Source organism: Bartonella phoceensis, from assembly GCF_902825145.1.
Taxonomy (GTDB): Bacteria; Pseudomonadota; Alphaproteobacteria; order Rhizobiales; family Rhizobiaceae; genus Bartonella; species Bartonella phoceensis.
The window spans coordinates 400,391-422,172 of record NZ_CADEAD010000001.1 but is presented as its reverse complement, the minus strand read 5'-3'; the positions used below and the strand labels follow the sequence as shown (position 1 = coordinate 422,172).

The following is a 21,782-nucleotide window of genomic DNA, read 5'->3' as shown; positions in this document are numbered from 1 at the left end:
AAAACACATAGTTAGAAACTATAGTGCATTCCTAAAATGCCTTGCAATAACTGCTTTGTCTTATGCCTTTTGACATAATGTGCCTCCGCATAAAATTTTAGTCCGTCACGAACTAAACTGCTCAAACCAACCCCTATCTTACCTGCATTCCCTGATAGGCCAGTGGAAAATTGATGCAAGTGATTAATCATTGTGTAGTTGTCCTCTTTATTCTCACGCAATCATGCTGCCGTAACATAAACCAGAGATAAGGAAAGCATCTCCGATCTGAATTTATACCCTAATGATAAACAAACCTCACCGCATAAGGATGTGAAGGGATTTATATCACTTACCATTTCATTATAAAGTTTTATTTTTTACTTCAACTTGCAACCACATGAATTGCCCATAAAGCTGCACTCAACTTGCTCTGAGACATCTTAGTGAAATAACCACTAGCTTCAAATAACCACCCTACCAACCAGTGATTATCATTTTCTTCAATCGTTAAACCATTCATAGAAACAGTATTCAGAGTATTTTGATAATGATTGTATTTTAAAATATCATCTAGATACCATCCATTATAATCAAAATAAGCCGTATAACTTCAACATTATTAAGTATTTATACCACTGACATCGCCTCATGTCTGTGCAACGCGACGCGTACTTGATTATAATTGCCAAAATTACCTAATACAAACATCTCCGTTCACCAGCTCATTTAAACTATTGATACTTATGACTATACTCGCCTACTCAAGTTTAAAAGCTTCCTGACCTGTAGCAATGTTTTCTTTACTTTTAATCGTATATGTCTAGAAAACTGCATTTTTCTTACTTCTACCTAAAATTCCTCTCCTAGTCTGTACAAACCCGTAGTTCATGATGAAAAATAAGCCCAGGCGTTACAGTCATAATACAACACCGCATCCGCAGAGGAAAGTAGTCAAAAAATTGAGAAACTGATATTTGCTTACGGGATTGGAGAAAAAGTTGGTCTTGATCGCTTAAGTGCACAATCATTTTATCGACTATCAATGAAGTATCTGCAAAAATAACAAGCTGCTGTTGCTCGTCAGAAAAATGAACTTGACTACCCGAACTTGATACCTGATCTTTCAGAGATAAAGCAGCTGAAGGCATACGAGATTGATACTACGCCTCGAATACAAATAGCTAATGTTCAAGCGTGAAGCCTTCTTCACCGCATCTCTGGGATTTGTAAGATTTGAAAGAAAAGACACCGATTGATTTTGATTTAAATGCTGTGACGACCTACCTCTACTATATAGTAAGCCATTAACAAATGGAAAATTATCAATAAATACTGGAGATAAACACTAATTTCTTTAACCCTATCCTCACCATTTCTCTGTTTTAAACCAATATGTACAGATTCCGCCATCAATAAGCTTTAACATTTGTACCAGAAAAGCTTCTCAGTATAAAATGTGTTTCTCCACTTTGTTCAACACTTAAACCAAATTCTGCTGAAGAAGGACAAACAATTCCAATAGCAGAATCTACAACACTTGTTGTATGAGTTCCTCCCTCATTAATGAAAGAGATAACCACCATCTTTTCCTGCAAGAACGACATTAAAATCGAAATATATACTGTAAAATAGATCATCAACATAAAGCTGAGAATCATATAGTTTAGATCTTTTAGGAATAAAAATAATATTTCCTACACCGCTTAATTTCCTAATGTAAGCCCCTGTGTTTCCATATCCATTAGACATAGAGTATAATTTGTTATTTGCCCTTTTTAAATTGATACCTTTTTGCTATAGTTCGATGATTTTTATATTCAGTATAAAAACTATCATCTCCAGCGTAAAGATAAGGCTGTCCAAAATCATGAATTAGCTTCCTCTGTTAATTGTTAGATTTTTTTACAACTCCACCATCATGAACTTCTTGAGCAGTATGACGGTATAAAGTAACAATATCTGCCGTTCCTCTTGCTCATACCTGCGAAAACTTCAGCATTAACTGCTAAAAAATACCCTTTTGTGCAAAATTATCATCTTTTGCCAACCATTTAGTAAGGATTTTATAGCCCCCTTTTCATAATTCACTCCTACAATCATTCCATCATCATACACACTCTGCAATCCTAGTGTTCCACCTTGACCATAAATTCTGCTGTTTAAGCGTTGCTCTCCACAATTCCACCGTTCACACAACTACCTTCGAAAACAAGCTGCTCACCACCATAGATTCTGGCACCTTCCGCAACTGTCTTCTCACCAACAATTATTTCCTACTTTCCTTAATAACGGCACGTTATGCCATGCTCATACTTTTATCAAACTCAATACCACCGCTTTCAATTGCCGTATCCCTACCGAGACGCACCTCACTAATATAGAACTTCCCCCTTCTTGAACCGTATTATTAATGGAATATACTGCGTTCTTGTAGTTGAAACTATTTACTTTTTCACCAAATCCTTCAGAATTATGGTCGGTAATATAAGCCTACAATATTATCATAACTTATTGGGTTCGTTATTGATCTCCCTCTTTTTTCTTTTAATCCCTTCATTTCTGATAACAATTTTTTCGTTTCTTCTAGATGTTCACTGATGCCTATTGATATTAATGGTTTCTTCTCCGGCGCAGCTACTCCAGCTGCACTTACAATCTTTACAAAGAAACGATAACCATCAATGCTTCCAAATTTAACTTTAATTTGCGTTGCATTACCCATACTTTATAATTTCAAATAAAAAATTCCATGCATTTAGAAAATGTATATATAAAAATACTACGATGTAGCTGCCTCATTTCATGTTTCTCAATATGACACATCATCATATAGGAAGCAGTCCGTACACTAAAATCTAACTAATCAAATATTACAGTGGATATCAATAAACTTATTTATAATTAAAAGTTGTAAATAATTTCATTGATACACTTTAAAAGTGTTTTAATTGCATCCAGAAAAAGATTTTTTGGATATTTTTGAGAAACTGAACACTAAATCTAAAAAAAAACAAATTTATCCATAAACAGACTAGGGTAGTGTCGTATCTTAAGAGAAACAACAATACAAAATTAAAGAGATGATATTATTTATAGAAATATATTTTTATTTTTTATGGTATTTTAAATTATGGCATTTAGAATGGTGTTTTTGTTGTAGTTAGTTTTGTTGCATCTACTAGACAATTGTCCATATCTTATGCTGTATTTGTTGCTTTTATGCATTAGAAGCATAAGTAATGTCGATTCGACACTGTCTTGAAATTTTTGTAATTGTTTGTAATTGTGAGAAATCATTTTCATAATTTCATTTGTCATATACTGAAAGGGACATTCTATTCATGTCTATAAACTCAGAAATACAAGGTATAAGCAAAAAAAATTCTCCTCGTCGTATTTTATTTGCAAGCCTTATTGGACCAACGATTGAATACTTTGATTTTTATGTCTTTGGGACTGCCGCAGCCCTCATATTCCCTCATGTATTTTTTCCAGCACAAAATGACCAGCTTGCTATTTTACAATCCTTCCTAATCTTCGGGGCGGCTTTTTTTTCTCGTCCCTTAGGATCAGTTGTTTTTGGGCATTTTGGAGATAAAATTGGACGTAAAGCGACACTTATCGCTGCTCTTCTGACTATGGGTTTGTCAACAGCTGTTATTGGTTTCCTTCCTACCTATGAAACCGCAGGGTGGTGGGCACCTTTCTTTTTAACGCTATGCCGTATAGGACAAGGTATGGGATTAGGGGGTGAATGGGCGGGAGCTGTTCTTCTCGCAACAGAAAATGCCCCTCCGGAAAAGCGTGGCTGGTATGCGATGTTTCCTCAATTAGGTGTTCCATTTGGCTTGTTTTCGTCTATTGCTGTTTATTTAGGCATGTTGCACTTTCTTGATCATGATGAGCTTTTAGCATGGGGATGGCGTATTCCTTTCATTGTTTCAGTGATTTTTATGATTATTGGGTTATGGGTTCGTTTTTCAATAAACGAAACAGTCGCATTCAAAAAGACTCTTGAACGTAAAGAACGTGTCAAAGCTCCTATAATAGATGTTTTTTTAAAATATCCAAGGATTCTATTTCTTGGCACGTTTTGTGGTATGGCAACGTTTGTGCTATTTTACTTGGTGAGTGCTTATTTGTTAAGCTATGCAACAAACCATTTACAATTACCATTTTACCAAGCTCTTGAAGTAGAGATTATCGGTGCTGTTTTCTGCGCAATTTTTACTGTTCTCACTGGAAAAATCGCTGATCGTGTTAGACGTAGAACTTTGATGATCTGGGTTACAGTTATCCTTGGTATTTATTCTTTCGCAGTTCCTTATTTCTTAAACTCTGGAATCTTAGGAATCCTTGCAATGTCTACTATTGGCCTATCAATCATGGGAATGGTATATAGCCCGCTTGGTGCTGTTTTGGCTTCACCATACCCAACAGAAATTCGGTACACAGGTGCCTCTGTAACCTTCAATTTATCCGGTATTGTTGGAGGTTCTTTCGCACCTTATATTGCAGAATACTTGGTGCAACATTTTGATTCTTCTTATATCGGTTATTATTTACTTCTTTCTTCTTTCATTTCATTGCTTTGTTTTGTCGGATTTAAAGATGATGAAATATCCAGCTAGAGCAAAATGAAGCATAATAAAATGAATGCTGGCGGCAGAAATGCCGCCATTTTCATTTTTAAAGACATTGGTTGTGGTACACTCCACCACAGTATTCCAGCAAACAGTACACTCAGAAAAAAAAATAAAACATCCGCTATATTCCCAATATAAACTATAGGAAATATTTGCGATAGGATATGCGTCGTCCCCAACCACGAAACACAAAAAAACGCTAACATTACAGCCCATAAAACAAGCAAAATTCGATCAATGTTCATCGTCATTGCTATTTATTTTTTTGATTTTAAGCCACATCTTTAGTACTTCAAGAAGAAAAATAACAATAACCCAACGGCCTCCCACTGATCCTTCTGCAATAAGGAGTGTCTGATTCATTATTACTATCAATCCTATGAAAATCAAAATAATAGATGCTACACGCATCAAGCCTGTTTTTCCCAACAGCGATCTTCAGTCTGTTGCCAATAAGTTAAATTACGATTTTCCATTTTATATTTTTTCCACTGTGCACGAACAAGATCTAACTGTTCACCATTTCGACCATCAAATATCACTACAAGCCGCTGATAAACATCAACATCCACACAAACAGCTCCTTCTATAAGAAAACGTATCTTTGAATCATTCGGATTTTCCTGTCCTGTGGTCAGAAAGACAGGCTGAAAGTTTGGATATTGATCACAGTCAGTTCCATGCCCAATAAACGCTTCATCAGCATAAACCCATAAACGCGTATCCATAGCATCGCGCTGTTCTTTACTCACAAATTGTATTGTCACTTTACCAAAACGATCTACTGCACGCTCCACAAGCGTTGGTAAAATATCTCCCAGCGTTGACTGTGTTAAATGATAGAACAGAACATCCATTTTCCAAAACCTCATCACCATTTATAAAAAGTCAACATCTTTCTGAAAAAATTTCTATTCTCTCCAGCACAAAAGAAACTGATTAAAAATACAATACTTCCTCTCTTTGAGATCGTGTATTCTATCGTTGTTTTCATGTGTCTTAAAGAAAAAAAAGACACGTTATCATTTTTTAAGTTAATAAAAAGGTTCATCCTAGTTCGTTTTCGAGCTTTTCTACTATCAAAAATAAAATATATGATAGAATGGATTAAAACTTACGAATACCTTACACTATTTATTTGGTAAAAATGTGCAATAGATGTAAAGACATTTTTTTTAAGTTTGATTATATTTTTCATTCAAGGCAATGTAGAATATCTACTTTTTAGTTAAAAACTGAGGACGTTATCCAATCTAATGCGTATTATTGAGTTCTACATTCTGAAACGTGTTCTTACCCTATTTAGTGCTGTCATGATTGCAGCAATCAGTATTAGTTGGACAGTACAAATTCTTGCAAGGATAAACTTTCTCACAACAAGCAAACAAACACTCCTAACAGTCTTGCAATTTTCACTCTCATTGATTCCATCTGTTATTTTTCTTGTCATTCCATTTGCATTAGTGATTGCAATTACGAGCACTCTTTCGGCAATGAATAAAGACTCAGAGCTCGCAATCATCAGTGCCTCAGGTTTTCCCAAAAGTACTGTTTGGAAACCTGTTCTTCTTCTCGCTATTGTAGCATCGTGCGCTTCCTTTTCTATAGCTAACTTTGTTGTCCCTCAAGCGCGTCTTAATATGCGACAAATGCTTGCAAGTGCCCATTTTGATCTTATTAATCTTTTTATTAGTGAAGGTAGCTTCCAAAAACTAGCCAATAATCTTTATATAGAAATTGGTGAACGCAATCCAAATGGAACACTTGGGCGTCTTTTCATTGCCGATCAGCGTGATCCTAAAACTGATCTTTTTTATTATGCAACAGACGCATCAGTTGTAAGCAATAAAAACGGCAATTTTCTCATCCTTAACAACGGAGAAATAGAAAGAATCAACCATCAAAATGACAGCATTTCAATCGTGCAATTCAGCTCATATACTTTTAGTCTAGGTGAATTCATCCCCAATGATAAAACACCAACATTTTACCCAAAAGATCGCCCGCTTTCTTATTTGCTAAACCCTGATCCAAAGGACTCTTACTATCAGAGAAAACCTCTCCAATATAAAGCTGAGTTTCATCGCAGGCTTACCGAGTGGCTCTATCCAATTGTTTTTTCATTAATTGCATTAGCAGCAGCAGGAGATACACGCTCATATCGACAAGCACGCAACTCTGCGAACTTTTCTGCAATTGCCTTTTCTTTACTGGTATATTGGATAGGATATTTTTTCGCTGAAAAAGCAAAAAGTGATATTGCATACATTCCTCTTCTTTATATTACCCCTATAGGTATGAGTATTCTGATTTTTTTCATGCTTTTAACAAATCATCAAATCGGTATCCCCGTAAAACTTAATGAAGTTATTCAAATAGCTTTTCAAAAATTGATCAGAAAATTTGAACATCGAAAATCTCAATATCCCTCGGATAAGGTATCATGATTGGGTGGACGCTTGGACGGTATTTTTTTATACGTTATTTAAAAATAACTTGTTATTTTTTTGGAGGAATTTTGATTCTTGCTTTTTTGATCGACTTTACAGAAAACTCTGGTCGGCTATCTAACCTTCCCCGTTATACAGCAAAAGATGCCTTTTTTATCTCTGTTTTACGCATCCCTTTTATCATCCAACAACTCATTCCCTTTATTGCACTCTTTTCTGCGATGGTAATGCTGATCTTGCTTAATAGAAAATTTGAGCTTGTTGTGACTCGCTCAATTGGTATTTCTGCATGGCAATTTCTTATGCCTGCTTGTTTTGGAGCTTTTCTTTTTGGGTTATGTTCAATTTTTCTTATTAATCCACTTGCAGCATGGGGATTTTCTCAAGCAGAAAAAATGATGACTGAGTGGCGTAGTAATAATGTACTGACATCTCTTCATAATACGCGTATCCCATGGTTAACGCAACGTACAAATTTAGGTAGAACAACTATTGGTGCTAAATCTATCACCGACCAAGGACTTTCTCTTATCGATGCAACCTTTGTACAATACAACGATAATGCTACGGTTAAAAATTGGATTAATACAAAAAAAGCAACATTAACAAACGGTGCTTGGCTGCTAACAGATGGAACAATTTATAAAATAGGATATCCTCCGAAAAAATTTAATACATTTGAAATAAAAACCAATATAAAACCTGAATTTTTAACTGAACGTTTAGTGAATCCAGCGACTATCCCATTTTACCAATTGCCAAAAAAAATTATGATCGCACGTTCCTTTGGTTACTCTGCCAATAATTTTGATATGTATTTACAATCTTTGATTGCATTACCTGCATTGCTTGTAGCAATGACTCTCATTGCAGCAACTGTATCTTTAACCTTTACACGCTTTGAACAATCTGGAACATTGATTCTTGGAGGCGTACTGGCTGGATTCATGCTTTATGTTATTTCCGTACTCGTTCAAGCTTTTGGTAATGTGGGATATATTCCACCAATTATTGCAGCTTGGATACCAGTTGTTATTGCATTATTTTTAGGAATCTCTTTTTTACTTCATAAAGAGGATGGTTAAGTGAAAGCATTAATAAGTAAAAGAGTGATTTTCACAAAATTAAGCGTGCTTGCCCTTAAAAGTGCCGTGGGCTTTTTTTTAGGTGTGTTTTTATCCTGTTCAGCACACGCAAAAAGCCCTCATCCTGTTACTCAAAATCGTATCCAAAATCCGGTAAGCCCTCTCTTACTCTCCGCCGATGAACTTATCTATAACCGTGATGAAAACACTGTTTCTGCACAAGGCAATGTCCAAATCGAATATGATGGCAACAAAGTTATCGCCCAAAAAGTCACTTACAATCAAAAAACAGGACGGATCATAGCGCAAGGTAATGTTGAAGTTATTCAACAAGACGGTAACAAAATTTATTCCAATCAAATTGATATGACCAAAGACTTTGGTGAAGGATTCGTAAATGCCTTACGCATTGATACCGCTAGTAATGTCCATTTTGCAGCAGAAAGTGCTACACGCAGGAACAGTGGGGTAACAGCCTTTAACAATGCTACATATACAGCCTGTGAGCCTTGCACTTATAAACCAGATAAAGAGGTTTTGTGGAAAATCAAAGCAAGAAAGATTATATGGAATAGCGTTACCAAAAAAATTCGATTTGAAAATAGCCGTTTTGAAATTTTTGGTGCACCGATTCTACAATTTCCAACTTTTGAGATTAATGATCCCACTGTGAAGCGTGCTAGCGGTCTCCTTGCCCCTCATTTTTATTATGCCGATTATCTCGGTATGGGTATAAAAAATTCCTATTTCTGGAATCTCGCACCTCATTATGATTTTACACTTTCTTCTACTGTCTATACAAAACAAGGGCTTTTAACCGAAGGTGAATGGCGCCAACGTTTTAAAACAGGTAATTACAATATTCGCTTTGCGCATATATATCAAATGAAGCCAGATAGCTTTCACAATGATACAATTGATGCACAACATAAAAACCGTTATATGCTCGCAACAAAGGGTGATTTTCGTATTAATTCACGCTGGACCTATGGATGGGATGTTCTCGCACAATCAGATAGACATTTTAGTCGTGCTTATAAACTTGAAAACTATAACAATCTTACACAACTCTCTCAGCTTTATTTAAATGGTCTTACAGGAAAAAACTACTTTGATATGCGTTTTTACCATTTCAAAGTTCAAGATTTAATCTTGAATAATCCCCATGAACGTCACTCTCGACAAGCGTGGGTCCTTCCTCGCATCGATTATTTTCTTACACCAGATCAACCAATTTACAATGGAAAACTCACTTTTCACAGCAATATGCAGTCAATCTATCGCCGTCATGCCGACTTTAGTTCTACTGACTGGAACGGGAATCCCCTCAGCACAGCTAGACTTTCTGGTATTGCTGGAAACAGTTTTCGTTTAACAAATGAGCTTGAATGGAAAAAGCGCTTTAACATGCGCAACGGACTTATATTAACCCCTCTTCTCTCTTTACGTGCTGATATCATTACAACAAATGTACATGAAAACAATACTGCTTTAATAGCGAATGATTCCTTATCCACTCTTCGTAACTCAGCACTTCGTGGCATGGCAACTGCTGGCCTAGAATTACGCTACCCCTTCCTTATTACATTACAAAATTCCACGCATATTATAGAATCAACTGCACAAATTTTTATACGCAATAATGAACCATATATCGGACAAATCCCCAATGAAGATGCACAAAGCTTTGTATTCGATGCAACTACCCTTTTTCAACGTGATAAGTTTTCTGGTTATGATCGTGTAGAAGGAGGAACAAGAGCCAATATAGGTTTAAGATACTCTGGTAATTTTAACAATGATTGGTCTTTTTATGGTCTTGTTGGACAATCTTTTCATCTTGCAGGAAAAAATTCTTTTGCAGAGAAGGATTTTGTTAATACAGGCATTCATTCCAGCTTAGAGGCAACACGTTCAGACTATGTTGCAATGTTTGGTGCAAACTATAAAAGTGGTTTTTCCCTAGAAACACGTGGGCGTTTTGATAAAAAAACTGGGAAAATCCGCCGGAGTGAAATTGAAGCATCACAGAAATGGCAAAATTTTGGGGCGGCTATACAATATACCTATATTGCAAGCCAACCAGACTATGAATATCCACAAGATCGACAAGAGATTTCTTTTCAAACTGGTATTAAACTAGCTAACTATTGGACTCTTAATAGCAATGCTGGTTATGATTTAGTATCCGGTACATTTATAAAGCGGGGAATTAGCTTGAACTATACAGATGAATGTTTTGGACTAACATTCGGTTATCAGCAGGTTATTGATCCAGGAAAAAAAACACCTTTGCAAAACTTTAATTTCTCTCTTTCATTGCGTACAATTGTAGACATTGGAAAAAAGATAAACTCAAATTTATAAAGAGAATGTATAGGTAACTTAACTTATCATTGTTTTTAGGAAAAAAAACGTATATTTTGATTAACGGATGAGAGTTAATAAACTAATGCGAAAGCTTACTTCTATGAACAAATTGAAAAAGCATATTTTTGTTTTATTTTGTATTGCACCTTTGGGTGTAAGCAACCTATTGATAAATGGATCTCTAATTTCACCGGTCTTCGCGCAAACTGCCGTTGTTATCACGGTCAATGGTAATCCTATCACTAATTACGATATTCAAAGGCGTGCTGCTTTTCTTAGATTGCAACAAAAACAGGGTAATCTTGTTGCACAAGCTAAAAGTGAGCTTATTAATGAAACCCTTAAAAATGTTGAAATAAAGCGTCGTGGTATTGAGGTAAGCAATAATGAGGTTGATAATGCTTTTGAAAACTTTGCAATGCAAAATAATATGACCATTGATCAGCTCAATCAGATTTTGATTCAAAATGATATCACAGTGCAACACTTTAAGAATTATATCCGTGGACAAATAGGATGGGGGCGGCTTGTTAATGCACGCTATCAAGCCGAAACTGTTATGATTACTGAACAGGAAGCTGTACGCAGAATATTAAAAAATGGTGGTGTAAAACCTTCAACCAATGAATATACACTACAGCGCATTATTTTTGTTATTCCTGCGCATCGCCGTGCAGAAATTTTTGAAAGACGTCAAAGAGAAGCAAACAATTTTCGTGCACGTTTCCGGGGATGTGCTAACGCCCAGGACCAAGCAAGGGGTATTTTAGATGTTACTATCCGCCATTTAGGAAAATTTCTCGAACCTCAGCTTCCCAGTGCATGGGAGCAGGCTATCCTGGCAACACCCGCCGGAAAAATGACTCAATTTCAGGAAACATCTGATGGGATTGAGGCGCTTGCTGTCTGCAGAATAAAGAGAGTTTCTGATGATTACGTGGCCCGATTGATATTTTCTCTTCAAGATAGTAAACAGAAGAACCCGCAGAAACTTGAAAAATTAAGCGAAAAATATTTAGAAGAATTGCGTCGGGTGGCACGTATTAAAAACTCGTAATGGCTGTACTTGTTGTTAGTGGTGGTGATCCTGCCGGAATTGGTCCTGAGATAGTACTAAAAGCATGGAACTTGCGTTTTACGCGTCAGGTTCCACCTTTTGTTTTGCTTGCTGATCCAGATTTTATGCGTTCGCGTGCTCATTTTTTACAGATAGATGTTGAAATAGAAACTGTTTTAACAAATAACCTTGTGAAAAATTTTCAAGCTGCTCTTCCTGTAATACCATTAGAAAATCGACAGAGTGACCAACCAGGCTCACCTTCATCGAATAATGCTGCTGGAATAATTGAGGCGATTAAACGTGGTGTTCAATTGATTCAAAATGGTTATGCTTCTGCATTGGTTACTTGTCCAATTGCAAAAAAGAACCTTTACGATACTGGGTTTCAATTTCCAGGTCATACGGAGTTTTTAGCAGATTTGGCTTATCAAAACTCCAATAAATATTATCATCCAGTTATGATGTTAACAGGACCTCGATTAAAGACCGTACCAATTACTGTTCATGTTCCATTCAAAGAAGTTCCTTTACAGCTCACTCGTCATCTCATTATTCAAACGGCACTTATTACTGAACACGATTTAAGAACACGATTTAAAATAACTTCACCCCGTCTTGCTGTTGCAGGCCTTAATCCTCACGCTGGAGAAGAAGGTGCAATGGGGAAAGAAGATATTGAAATTGTTACCCCTGCTATTGAATATCTCAAAAAGCAAGGTCTCAATATTGTGGGTCCATTGCCTGCCGATACAATGTTTCATGAACGCGCAAGAAAAATATATGATGTTGCCCTTTGCATGTATCATGATCAAGCCCTTATCCCTGTTAAGACATTGGATTTTGATACTACTGTCAACACGACTTTAGGACTACCTTTTATTCGTACTTCTCCAGATCATGGAACTGCTTTTGATATTGCTGATAAAGGGATAGCCTCTCCCGAAAGCTTTATTGCTGCTCTTAAACTTGCAAATCAACTTTCGGAAAATAGTTTGATACCATGCTAATAGATGATCTCCCTCCCCTGCGTGAGGTTATTGATATATATGGATTGCAAGCTCATAAATCCTTGGGCCAGAATTTCCTTTTCGATCTTAATCTCACATCTAAAATTGCTCATCAAGCAGGAAATATAGAAGGGAAACCTGTTATTGAAGTAGGACCTGGTCCTGGAGGTCTTACCCGCGCCTTACTTGCAAAAGGTGCCATTGTAATAGCGATAGAACGTGATGAACGTTGTATACCAGCTCTCTTAGAGATAGAAAAACACTATCCACAAAAACTAAAAATTATTTGTAATGATGCACTAAAACAAGATTTCTCACAACTCTTTAAAATATCTCCAGAAAAACCACGCATTATTGCAAATCTTCCCTACAATATTGGAACACAACTTTTATTAAATTGGCTATTAGCTGAACCATGGCCTCCTTTTTATGAATCCATGACATTAATGTTTCAGCGTGAAGTTGCAAAACGTATTACAGCAAAACCTCAATCTGCATATTATGGGCGTCTTAGTGTCTTAACTGGCTGGCGTACCACTGCCAAAATTGCTTTTGATATCCCTCCTCAAGCTTTCATACCAGCACCCAAAATAATGTCTTCCGTTGTGCATATCATTCCGCGGACACAACCTCTCACCTGCTCCGCACAAAAATTAAGTTTTGTCACAAAAACCGCTTTTGGACAAAGACGAAAAATGCTTCGTCAAAATTTTAAAACTCTTGGAGGTGAAATGCTTTTAGAAAAAGCTGGAATCGATGGAACGCGCCGTGCTGAAACGCTTTCAATTTCTGAATTTGTAACTTTAGCCAATTTGGTGATCTAAAAACTCATTCTTCGCTTATTCTTTCTTTTCAAAATATAAGCACATTAATCAATTTTTTCAGAAATAAGCCCATCAATAAAAGATTCAAGAAAGGGGCAGCGCTCGCGTTTTACTGTTTCGGCTAAATAAATTGATTTAATAAGTGATATAGACTGATTTAGATCTTTATTAATGACAACATAATCGTAAGAACGCCAATGCTGTATTTCCGTTTGTGCATTTTTTAAACGTAAATCGATGATATCCTGGCTATCTTCTGCTCGACGATGCAAACGTGAAATGAGCTCTTTCATTGATGGTGGAAGAATAAAAACAGATACAGTCTCCCCTTGCATCTTTTTTTGCAGCTGTTTGGTGCCTTGATAATCGATATCGAATAACATATCCCGACCAGCATTCAACACATTTTCAACGCTTTTCTGTAAAGTTCCGTAATAATTACCATGAACTTCTGCCCATTCAATAAACTCATTATTATCACGCTTGCGTTCAAACTCTTTCTTTGAAATAAAATGATAATGAAGGCCATCTACTTCACTAGGACGCTTTTGCCGTGTCGTCATACTTACAGAGAGCTCTAATTTCCCCTCTTTCAAGAGTAACCGAGAAAGAGTTGATTTACCGGCTCCTGAAGGTGAAGAAAGAATAAACAAAAAACCGCGACGCTGATTTCTTTTTTTAGCACGCAATTCATCCTCAAAGAATGCCATCATACTATTCTACTTTTCTTCACAACTTTAATCATACGTTTTCTACAGTCCCACAAATTAATGTGTTGCTTTTAATGCACGCCATTTGCGAACATTCATATTGTGTTCCTCTAAAGTTCTAGAAAAAACATGTCCGCCTGAACCATTAGCTACAAAATAGAGCGCATCACTGTTTGGTGGATGCGCCACCGCTTTCAAAGAATCCCGACCCGGATTCGCAATAGCTGTTGGTGGCAAACCATCAATTTTATAAGTATTATAGGGTGTTTCTTTCTCAAGATCTGAACGGTAAATTGTACGACCGGATGGCATTCCTCTTCCACCAAAGAGACCGTAAATAACTGTCGGATCCGATTGAAGACGCATATGTTTTGCAAGACGGTTATAAAACACCGCTGCAACCTTCGGTCTTTCTGCTGCAACTCCTGTCTCTTTTTCAACAATCGATGCCAATATGACAAATTCATCAATGGATTTTATTGGTAAATTAGGTGAGCGCGTAGCCCATATAGCGTGAATTAATTTCGTCTGTTCTTCACGTAATCTATTTATAATTTCTTTACGCGTTGTTCCTCGAATAAAATGAACAGTATCTGTCATCAAACTGCCCTCTGGGGGTAAAACTTTTGGAAGATCCCCAATCAAAATTTTATTGGCCGCTAACCGATCGAAAACTTGTTGAACCGTTAAACCTTCTGGTATTGTAAAAGTGTATTCGATGGATTTGCCCTTCACAAGGATATCCATAATATCCCGCATTGAAGCATGCGCTGGAATTAAATATTCACCCGCCTTAAGAAGTGTTGTTTTTTGGTGGAAACCAACCCCATAAACAAAAACATCTGACGATCGAATGAGATTACGTTTTTCAAGTAATGAAGCAATTTCCCGAATCCCTGTTCCAGGATAGATAAGAACAACTTGCTCTCCCTCCGCCCTCCTCTTTCCTTCAAAAATACTTTTTCCAATATAAAGAGGAATACTTATGGCTAAAATAACAACCATAATCAGCATCAGAAAAAAATGACCCAGCATGACCAATGGATTACGCACGATAGATGATTTTTTTTGTTTCTTATGTGCTAACATACCACTATTATCTACCTTATGATTCGAAGAGGAATCATTTACGTCTTTCAGCGGTCTGTCATTTTTCACATCGGACACAACTATCACCCTCAACAGTTTTTAGGTATTATAATGACAATCTCTCACTTAACTTTCATAATAAAATAGAAAACACAAAAACGAATAAAAATATTTACTATTCTCCAAAACGCCGCATTACTAAAGACGCGTTTGTACCACCAAACCCAAAGGAATTTGAAAGAATCGTATCAATCTTTCGCTCGCGCGGTTTATGTGGGACAAGATCAATTTTTGTTTCAATTGATGGATTATCAAGATTAAGTGTTGCTGGAGCTATATTATCCCGTATAGCTAAAACACAAAAAATAACCTCAGCGGCACCAGCCGCACCAAGTAAATGCCCCACAGACGACTTTGTAGATGACATAGATACTTGTGGCGCATAATGCCCCAAAATATGCTCAACAGCCGCCAACTCTATGGTATCTGCCATCGTTGAAGTTCCGTGGGCATTAATATAATCAAGTTCGCTTATATCCACTTGTGCACGCTTAAGAGCAGCGATCATACTACGCTGCGCACCTTCACCGCTCTCTGAAGGTGCCGTAATGTGATAAGCATCGCCAGATAAACCATAGCCAATAACCTCAGCGTAAATACGAGCACCGCGTTTTTTTGCATGTTCAAGCTCTTCTAAAATGACAATCGCAGCTCCCTCACCCATAACAAAACCATCACGATCGACGTCATAAGGACGTGATGCTTGTTCAGGATGATCATTACGACGAGTAGAAAGAGCTCTGCAAGCAGAAAAACCAGCAAGAGCTATCCGATTTATTGGAGATTCAGTACCCCCTGCCACCATGACATCTGCATCACCCAAAGCAATCAAACGCGTTGCATCACCGATTGCATGCGCACCTGTCGAACAGGCTGTTACAACCGAATGATTAGGACCGCGCAAACCGTATTTAATAGATACATAGCCAGAGGCAAGATTAATTAAACGCCCTGGAATAAAAAAAGGAGAAACACGCCGTGGCCCTTTATCACGAAGCGTATAACCGGCTTCAACAATACCTTCAATGCCACCAATGCCTGAACCAATTAATACACCTGTACAAACTTGATCTTCATCACTCGTGGGACACCACTCAGCATCTGCAAGTGCTTGACCAGCAGCAGCCATTGCATAAACAATAAACGCATCAACCTTACGCTGTTCCTTGGGATCCATATACAAATCGGCATTATATGTACCATTTGTTCCATCGCCCAAAGGAATACGTGCAGCAATCTGACATGGTAAATCAGACACATCAAACTCAGTAATACGTCGAACACCACTTTTCCCTTCAAGAAGCCTTTTCCAACTATATTCGACATCACCAGCTAATGGAGATACCAATCCTAAACCAGTAATAACAACACGTCTCATAATCTCTAACCTTGAATTGCGTTTTACCTCTCAAAGCTCTATTTTCAAAATAGCCTTAAAGAATGCAGGCAAAAGCGTAAAATGCTTTTGCCTCTTAGTTGTTATGCAGAAGCTTTCTCGATAAACTTTACTGCATCACCTACTGTAAAAATTGTTTCAGCAGCCTCGTCTGGGATTTCTACACCAAATTCTTCTTCAAAAGCCATAACGAGCTCAACCGTATCAAGGCTATCTGCTCCTAAATCATCGATAAAGCTTGCATTTTCTACTACTTTATCTGCATTCACCCCAAGATGCTCCACGATAATTTTCTTAACGCGCTCTACTGTATCACTCATGTTGAAATCCTCAAGTTTATATTATTCCTATAATTTGGTTAACTATATCGGGTCATCTAATCAAGCAATAGATGCATTACCTCTAAATATTTTAGCAGTGATTTAAAATATCCTGTGGATATCCCCTACAAAATGAACCAATATGACATTCTGACATAAATCGATTAACTTACCCTGTTAAAGAAATAGATGTATTTCCCCATTTTACTTCTTACTACTAAAATAATACAGATTATAAATCAATGTAGAATAAAGAAAGTGCTCAGATCATTGCCATTCCGCCATTGATATGTAATGTTTGACCTGTTACATATGATGCTTCGTCACTTGCTAAATAAACGGCAGCAAAAGCTATTTCTTCCCCGCTTCCCATGCGCTTCATTGGAATCGCCGCCATAATAGTTTCTTTTTGCCTTTCGTTAAGTTTATCCGTCATTGCGGACTTAATAAATCCTGGAGCAATACAATTAACTGTGATATTGCGTGAAGCAATTTCTTGCGCTAATGCCTTAGAAAAGCCTATCAAACCCGCTTTTGCAGCGCAATAGTTGGTTTGTCCAGGATTTCCGACCACACCAACAATAGATGTTATGTTAATAACCCTTCCATAACGCCGCCGCATCATAGAATGTGTCAATTCACGCGTCAAAGTAAAAGCGGCTGTCAAATTAACTGCTAAAACATCATCCCAGTCATGATCTTGCATACGTACAAAAAGACCATCTCGGGTGATTCCAGCATTGTTAACCAAGATATCCACACCGCCCATTTCTTTTTCCGCCGTTTCAGCCAGTAACTTGACGGATCCACGCTCAGAGAGATTAGCAGGAAACACAAAAACATCTTTTCCCAGATCTGCAGCCATTTCTTTAAGCTTCTCTTCACGTGTTCCATGGAGTCCAACAATTGCTCCTTGTGCATGAAAACAACGTGCTATTGCCTCACCGATTCCTCCCGATGCTCCCGTTATAAGAGCTTTACGACCTGTTAATTTAAACATTTTTAGACTCCTTATAGATTAAACATCAAGCAACTGTAGTGCTGTTTCTATTTCTCCAGCTGTTCCAATTGTTAATCCTTTTATATCCTTGTTAATACGACGTGTTAAACCTGTTAATACTTTCCCAGACCCAACTTCAAAAAGCGTATCAACCCCATTCGCACCAATCCACTCTATTGTTTCACGCCATCGCACTCTTCCTGTCACCTGTTTAACAAGAAGTGTCATAATACGCTCTGGATCACTCTCTGGTGCAACAGAAACATTAGCAATGAGAGGAATAAGAGGAGCAGTTTTGCTAACAGTTAAAAGTGCTTTCTTCATGGCATCAGCAGCAGATTGCATTAAGGTTGAATGGAAAGGTGCAGAAACAGGAAGAAGAAGTGCACGTTTAGCACCTTTTTCTGACGCAATCTTTACTGCTGCCTCAACCGCCTGTGTATCACCTGAAATAACAATTTGCCCTCCTCCATTATCATTAGCAATCTGGCATAGTCCTTCTTTAGAAACGGTTTTGCAAATTTCTTCCACATCTTGCTCATCTAAACCAATAAGTGCTGCCATAGAACCTTCACCAACAGCAACAGCAGCCTGCATAGCATTTCCACGTATGCGTAAAAGTTTTGCCGTATCAGTAAGACTAAATGTACCAGCAGCACAAAGAGCTGAATATTCGCCTAAAGAATGACCTGCAACAAATTTTACCTTTTCCTTTATATTAAGCCCCAATTGTTCCATCACACGAATAATGGCCATGGATACGGCCATTAATGCCGGTTGCGCATTTGCAGTTAAGGTCAAAACATCTGCTGGCCCTTCAAAAATAATATCTGACAATTTCTCACCTAAAGCATCATCAACTTCTTCAAAAACCATTCGTGCTGCAACAAATTGCTCTGTAAGCAATTTACCCATACCAACAAGCTGGCTCCCCTGCCCTGGAAAAATAAAAGCTGCCACCATCAATCGACTCCTAAAAATGTGCCATTAAATTATTTTCTTTTGCTCTTATTCATCGGTACAAATCAAGACAAAGCACCTTATTTGGAATGAATACCTTTTTTAAAGTTATACTTTAATGGTGGAATTTGATATAAAAACTTAGGGAAATACGGTGCTATAAACCGAACGACAGCCCAACTGATAAAACCTCCTAAAAACGTACCAGCTAAAACATCAAAGGGGTAATGTACACCAACGAACACGCGTGCCCAACAAATCAAGCATAAACAAACCGCTGCAAACTGAGAAGCAATTTTGTACCGGTAAAAATAAAGATTCGCCATATAAGATGCAATAGTCAAAGCGTGATTACTCGGAAAAGAAGCTGTTGGACGATGTAAAAGAAGTGGTGTTGTCAAACCCATAACAAATGGGCGTGGATGAAAATAAATAAGAGAAATAAGATGACCTATAACAAGAGCCATACAAATGCTCACGCAAATACTTAGTGCCACGCGTCGTTCCATATTTTCACCGCAAAACCACAACGTAAAAAGATGTAGTGGAATGATATAAATCAAAAACTTTGCACAAAAAATACTAAACAACACTAAAACTGACCAAGATTGATGATTGCCAGTAAGTATTCCAAAAAGTGCAACGTCAATCCTGTTGAAAAAATCCATTCTTTTCTCCTTCATGTTTATAGCTTTAAAGTATCGTCTCTTCATAAAAAAGTGATATGAAAAATATATCAAGATTCAATAAATCAATTTTTTTATGTGCATAAACTTGCTATTTTTGGAGATAAACTGTAAATATCAAGCGTTCGTTACCGGTATTTAGCTGGAGGTTGAACGGAGGACTGAAAAATGACCAGTAGGAGACGAAGTGTTTCCGGCCTCCTGTGTCTCCGCTCTCGAATGTCTCGAATTATAAAAGCGTCCTTTCTTCTTTGGATGTCCAAAAAAGACAAGTCGCAGAGGCTTTGCGCTAAAACCGGTAAAGTTTAATTGGAGAAAGGCAAAATAATGGCTCTTTATGAACATATGTTCCTTGCCCGACAGGATATTGCACCGCAGCAAATTGATGAACTTTTGAATGTCTACAAAGGTGTCATTGAAGCGCACGGTGGAAACGTTGGGCGTGTAGAAAATTGGGGTCTTCGTCCCCTTGCGTATCGTATTCGCAAAAATCGTAAAGCTTATTATGTACTGATTAATATTGACGCATCAGCTGCAGCAATTGCTGAGGTTGAGCGTCAGATGCGTATCAATGAGGATATTTTGCGTTACATGACCATTCGCGTAGAAAAACACGAAAAAGAGAAATCTGCTATGTTTTCACGTATTGATCATAATGGTCATGCTGGTCAAGATGAAGAGCGTCCTCGCTCCCCGCGTCGTCAACGTGAAGATGCCATAGAAGGAGTAGAATGATGACTGATATGAATCAAACTGCAGCACGGCGTCCCTTTCATCGTCGTCGTAAAACATGTCCATTTTCAGGTGCTAATGCTCCCAAAATTGATTATAAAGATGTCAAATTATTACAGCGTTATATTTCAGAACGTGGAAAGATCGTTCCCTCACGAATTACAGCTGTCAGCCAGAAAAAACAGCGTGAATTGGCCAATGCCATTAAACGTGCTCGTTTTCTAGGTTTACTTCCATATATTGTAAGGTAAGTTATTAGTATATTCTGCAGCTGGGGAATTTCCCCAGTCGCTTTTTTTCGTGTAATTTAGTGATATGGTTGATTATAGGCTGTATTAGGATATATACAATACCGGAAGTTGGGGTATTATAATGCCTCTAACTGCAGCAGGCAGGACAGCGATAAATGGAAAACTTTCATATTTACAAATTAATGACCGGTGTTTTAGCAGGGTTATTTGCTGTCGTGATAGGAATGGCAATCATCAGTGTTGCGAATATTGCGCCCTATTTTTCTCTTTTTCTTGGTTGTTTTCTTTCGTTTCCAATTTTTATTGTTGCGTTTAATCAAGGAACATTAGCTAGCCTTATTGCTCTCATAAGCGCTACGATTGTTCTTGTCATCACAACTAATACCTATATTGCTCTTGGTTTTATGCTGTTATTTTTCCTTCCTGCTGTCTATGGTTCTTGGCTTCTTGGGCTTGCACGACCAGCACAAAAAGAAAATACACTGATATGGTACCCATTATCATCTGTTATTTTTCATTTAACCAATTTTATCGCTCTTATGGCGACCTTCATTGGGCTCTATGTTCAAACCCGTCCTTCCACACCCGTCATTGCGAAAAAAATCACCGAAAATATAGCACAAGCTATGCAACAATCACAGTCAATAAAAGAAACTGATATACGCGCTTTTAGTGATCTTTTAATGACACATACAGCAACTTTGACTGCTGTTGCTTTGACTATTTATAGCTTGGTTTTTCTCATTGGTAACCTTTATTTTTCTATAATAACAGCACAACACATGAAATGGCTGAAAAGACCCCGTGATGATTGGAGCCAAACTCTCCGCCTTCCAATCTCTGGAATTTTTATTTTCATTGTTGTTTGCATAGCATCAATGGTTGAATTGAGTACTCCTGTTAATTTAATTACGCGTGTCTTTAGTACCGCATACACTGTCATTATATCAATCAGTGGTCTAGCATATCTCCACAACATTACGAAAGGGATTAACGGCCGGTTTATTATACTCTCTCTTGTTTATATTGCCATTTTAACCGTTGTCTTTGCTCCGCCTATTTCTTTCATGATGCTTTTAATGGGTATTTGGGCGGCTATTCAATACAATTTTCAATCACGCAAAAAACTGCATTAATTTATTTATTCGAAAGGA

The 21,782-nt window shown here is 37.4% G+C and carries 25 protein-coding genes; 10 read left to right on the top strand and 15 right to left on the bottom strand.

Annotated elements, in window-relative coordinates; all coding sequences use genetic code 11:
- Nucleotides 1-11: 11 nt before the first annotated feature.
- The 5 genes from J7R07_RS01935 to J7R07_RS01915 all read right to left on the bottom strand — a co-directional run bounded on the left by J7R07_RS01935 (nucleotide 12) and on the right by J7R07_RS01915 (nucleotide 2,704).
- On the bottom strand, nucleotides 12-221 hold the full coding sequence (locus J7R07_RS01935; RefSeq protein WP_208435238.1) for an autotransporter outer membrane beta-barrel domain-containing protein: 210 nt from the start codon (nucleotides 219-221) through the stop codon (nucleotides 12-14).
- A gap of 143 nt (nucleotides 222-364) precedes the next feature.
- The gene (locus tag J7R07_RS01930) at nucleotides 365-502 is read right to left on the bottom strand and encodes a hypothetical protein (RefSeq protein WP_208435237.1); all 138 of its coding nucleotides are present in this window, start codon (nucleotides 500-502) and stop codon (nucleotides 365-367) included.
- 343 nt (nucleotides 503-845) lie between these two features.
- Complete coding sequence (locus J7R07_RS01925) at nucleotides 846-1,130, bottom strand: hypothetical protein (protein WP_208435236.1); 285 nt, start codon at nucleotides 1,128-1,130, stop codon at nucleotides 846-848.
- Nucleotides 1,131-1,391: 261 nt separating this feature from the next.
- Nucleotides 1,392-1,565, bottom strand: coding sequence for a hypothetical protein (locus J7R07_RS01920; protein WP_208435235.1), 174 nt, complete (start codon nucleotides 1,563-1,565; stop codon nucleotides 1,392-1,394).
- A gap of 887 nt (nucleotides 1,566-2,452) precedes the next feature.
- Nucleotides 2,453-2,704, bottom strand: coding sequence for a hypothetical protein (locus J7R07_RS01915; RefSeq protein WP_208435234.1), 252 nt, complete (start codon nucleotides 2,702-2,704; stop codon nucleotides 2,453-2,455).
- Between the two features lie 619 nt (nucleotides 2,705-3,323).
- Here J7R07_RS01915 and J7R07_RS01910 point away from each other — a divergent pair.
- Entirely contained in the window at nucleotides 3,324-4,613 is a 1,290-nt protein-coding gene (locus tag J7R07_RS01910) for an MFS transporter (protein ID WP_208435233.1), read from the top strand.
- Here the strand turns inward: J7R07_RS01910 and J7R07_RS08320 are convergent.
- Genes J7R07_RS08320 through J7R07_RS01905 form a run of 3 tightly spaced genes read right to left on the bottom strand, consistent with a single transcriptional unit; the run spans nucleotide 4,610 to nucleotide 5,485 of the window.
- The gene (locus J7R07_RS08320) at nucleotides 4,610-4,873 is read right to left on the bottom strand and encodes a hypothetical protein (protein ID WP_246464817.1); all 264 of its coding nucleotides are present in this window, start codon (nucleotides 4,871-4,873) and stop codon (nucleotides 4,610-4,612) included. The two genes, J7R07_RS01910 and J7R07_RS08320, sit on opposite strands and share 4 nt — an antisense overlap.
- Entirely contained in the window at nucleotides 4,863-4,991 is a 129-nt protein-coding gene (locus tag J7R07_RS08480; protein ID WP_281384535.1) for a hypothetical protein, read from the bottom strand. The genes J7R07_RS08320 and J7R07_RS08480 overlap by 11 nt, the downstream gene beginning before the upstream one ends.
- 47 nt (nucleotides 4,992-5,038) lie before the next feature.
- Entirely contained in the window at nucleotides 5,039-5,485 is a 447-nt protein-coding gene (locus tag J7R07_RS01905; RefSeq protein WP_208435309.1) for a DNA polymerase III subunit chi, read from the bottom strand.
- Between the two features lie 399 nt (nucleotides 5,486-5,884).
- Between J7R07_RS01905 and lptF the strand changes: the two genes are divergently transcribed.
- The 6 genes from lptF to rsmA all read left to right on the top strand — a co-directional run bounded on the left by lptF (nucleotide 5,885) and on the right by rsmA (nucleotide 13,424).
- Complete coding sequence (lptF, locus tag J7R07_RS01900) at nucleotides 5,885-7,075, top strand: LPS export ABC transporter permease LptF (protein ID WP_208435232.1); 1,191 nt, start codon at nucleotides 5,885-5,887, stop codon at nucleotides 7,073-7,075.
- Complete coding sequence (gene lptG, locus J7R07_RS01895; RefSeq protein WP_208435231.1) at nucleotides 7,072-8,163, top strand: LPS export ABC transporter permease LptG; 1,092 nt, start codon at nucleotides 7,072-7,074, stop codon at nucleotides 8,161-8,163. The genes lptF and lptG overlap by 4 nt, the downstream gene beginning before the upstream one ends.
- Nucleotides 8,164-10,530, top strand: a complete 2,367-nt coding sequence (locus J7R07_RS01890) for an LPS-assembly protein LptD (RefSeq protein WP_208435230.1) — start codon at nucleotides 8,164-8,166, stop codon at nucleotides 10,528-10,530. It abuts the gene before it with no gap.
- 103 nt (nucleotides 10,531-10,633) lie between these two features.
- Nucleotides 10,634-11,590 carry a SurA N-terminal domain-containing protein gene (locus J7R07_RS01885; protein ID WP_208435229.1) on the top strand — a complete coding sequence of 319 codons (957 nt, stop codon included), beginning with the start codon at nucleotides 10,634-10,636 and terminating at the stop codon, nucleotides 11,588-11,590.
- Entirely contained in the window at nucleotides 11,590-12,600 is a 1,011-nt protein-coding gene (gene pdxA / locus J7R07_RS01880) for a 4-hydroxythreonine-4-phosphate dehydrogenase PdxA (protein ID WP_208435228.1), read from the top strand. The genes J7R07_RS01885 and pdxA overlap by 1 nt, the downstream gene beginning before the upstream one ends.
- On the top strand, nucleotides 12,594-13,424 hold the full coding sequence (rsmA, locus tag J7R07_RS01875; RefSeq protein ID WP_208435227.1) for a 16S rRNA (adenine(1518)-N(6)/adenine(1519)-N(6))-dimethyltransferase RsmA: 831 nt from the start codon (nucleotides 12,594-12,596) through the stop codon (nucleotides 13,422-13,424). The genes pdxA and rsmA overlap by 7 nt, the downstream gene beginning before the upstream one ends.
- Nucleotides 13,425-13,468: 44 nt before the next feature.
- Here the strand turns inward: rsmA and gmk are convergent, their stop codons facing one another.
- The 7 genes from gmk to J7R07_RS01840 form a co-directional block, all read right to left on the bottom strand.
- Entirely contained in the window at nucleotides 13,469-14,134 is a 666-nt protein-coding gene (gmk, locus tag J7R07_RS01870; RefSeq protein ID WP_208435308.1) for a guanylate kinase, read from the bottom strand.
- Between the two features lie 57 nt (nucleotides 14,135-14,191).
- Entirely contained in the window at nucleotides 14,192-15,301 is a 1,110-nt protein-coding gene (mltG, locus tag J7R07_RS01865) for an endolytic transglycosylase MltG (RefSeq protein WP_208435226.1), read from the bottom strand.
- A 97-nt stretch (nucleotides 15,302-15,398) separates the two neighbouring features.
- On the bottom strand, nucleotides 15,399-16,661 hold the full coding sequence (fabF, locus tag J7R07_RS01860; protein WP_208435225.1) for a beta-ketoacyl-ACP synthase II: 1,263 nt from the start codon (nucleotides 16,659-16,661) through the stop codon (nucleotides 15,399-15,401).
- A gap of 101 nt (nucleotides 16,662-16,762) precedes the next feature.
- Nucleotides 16,763-16,999, bottom strand: a complete 237-nt coding sequence (locus J7R07_RS01855) for an acyl carrier protein (RefSeq protein WP_208435224.1) — start codon at nucleotides 16,997-16,999, stop codon at nucleotides 16,763-16,765.
- Between the two features lie 262 nt (nucleotides 17,000-17,261).
- On the bottom strand, nucleotides 17,262-17,999 hold the full coding sequence (gene fabG, locus J7R07_RS01850) for a 3-oxoacyl-[acyl-carrier-protein] reductase (RefSeq protein WP_208435223.1): 738 nt from the start codon (nucleotides 17,997-17,999) through the stop codon (nucleotides 17,262-17,264).
- 18 nt (nucleotides 18,000-18,017) lie between these two features.
- Nucleotides 18,018-18,962 carry an ACP S-malonyltransferase gene (gene fabD, locus J7R07_RS01845; RefSeq protein WP_208435222.1) on the bottom strand — a complete coding sequence of 315 codons (945 nt, stop codon included), beginning with the start codon at nucleotides 18,960-18,962 and terminating at the stop codon, nucleotides 18,018-18,020.
- A gap of 77 nt (nucleotides 18,963-19,039) precedes the next feature.
- Nucleotides 19,040-19,627: an undecaprenyl-diphosphatase gene (locus J7R07_RS01840; RefSeq protein ID WP_208435221.1), complete on the bottom strand. Its 588-nt coding sequence runs from the start codon at nucleotides 19,625-19,627 to the stop codon at nucleotides 19,040-19,042.
- A 345-nt stretch (nucleotides 19,628-19,972) separates the two neighbouring features.
- Between J7R07_RS01840 and rpsF the strand changes: the two genes are divergently transcribed.
- The 3 genes from rpsF (at nucleotide 19,973) to J7R07_RS01825 (ending at nucleotide 21,764) form a co-directional block, all read left to right on the top strand.
- A complete protein-coding gene (gene rpsF / locus J7R07_RS01835) occupies nucleotides 19,973-20,380 on the top strand; it encodes a 30S ribosomal protein S6 (RefSeq protein WP_208435220.1) in 408 nt (135 codons plus the stop codon).
- Nucleotides 20,380-20,628 carry a 30S ribosomal protein S18 gene (rpsR, locus tag J7R07_RS01830; protein WP_208435307.1) on the top strand — a complete coding sequence of 83 codons (249 nt, stop codon included), beginning with the start codon at nucleotides 20,380-20,382 and terminating at the stop codon, nucleotides 20,626-20,628. The genes rpsF and rpsR overlap by 1 nt, the downstream gene beginning before the upstream one ends.
- A gap of 155 nt (nucleotides 20,629-20,783) precedes the next feature.
- Nucleotides 20,784-21,764 (top strand): hypothetical protein, encoded by a 981-nt coding sequence (locus J7R07_RS01825; protein ID WP_208435219.1) that lies wholly within the window; start codon nucleotides 20,784-20,786, stop codon nucleotides 21,762-21,764.
- The last annotated feature ends 18 nt before the right edge of the window (nucleotides 21,765-21,782 follow it).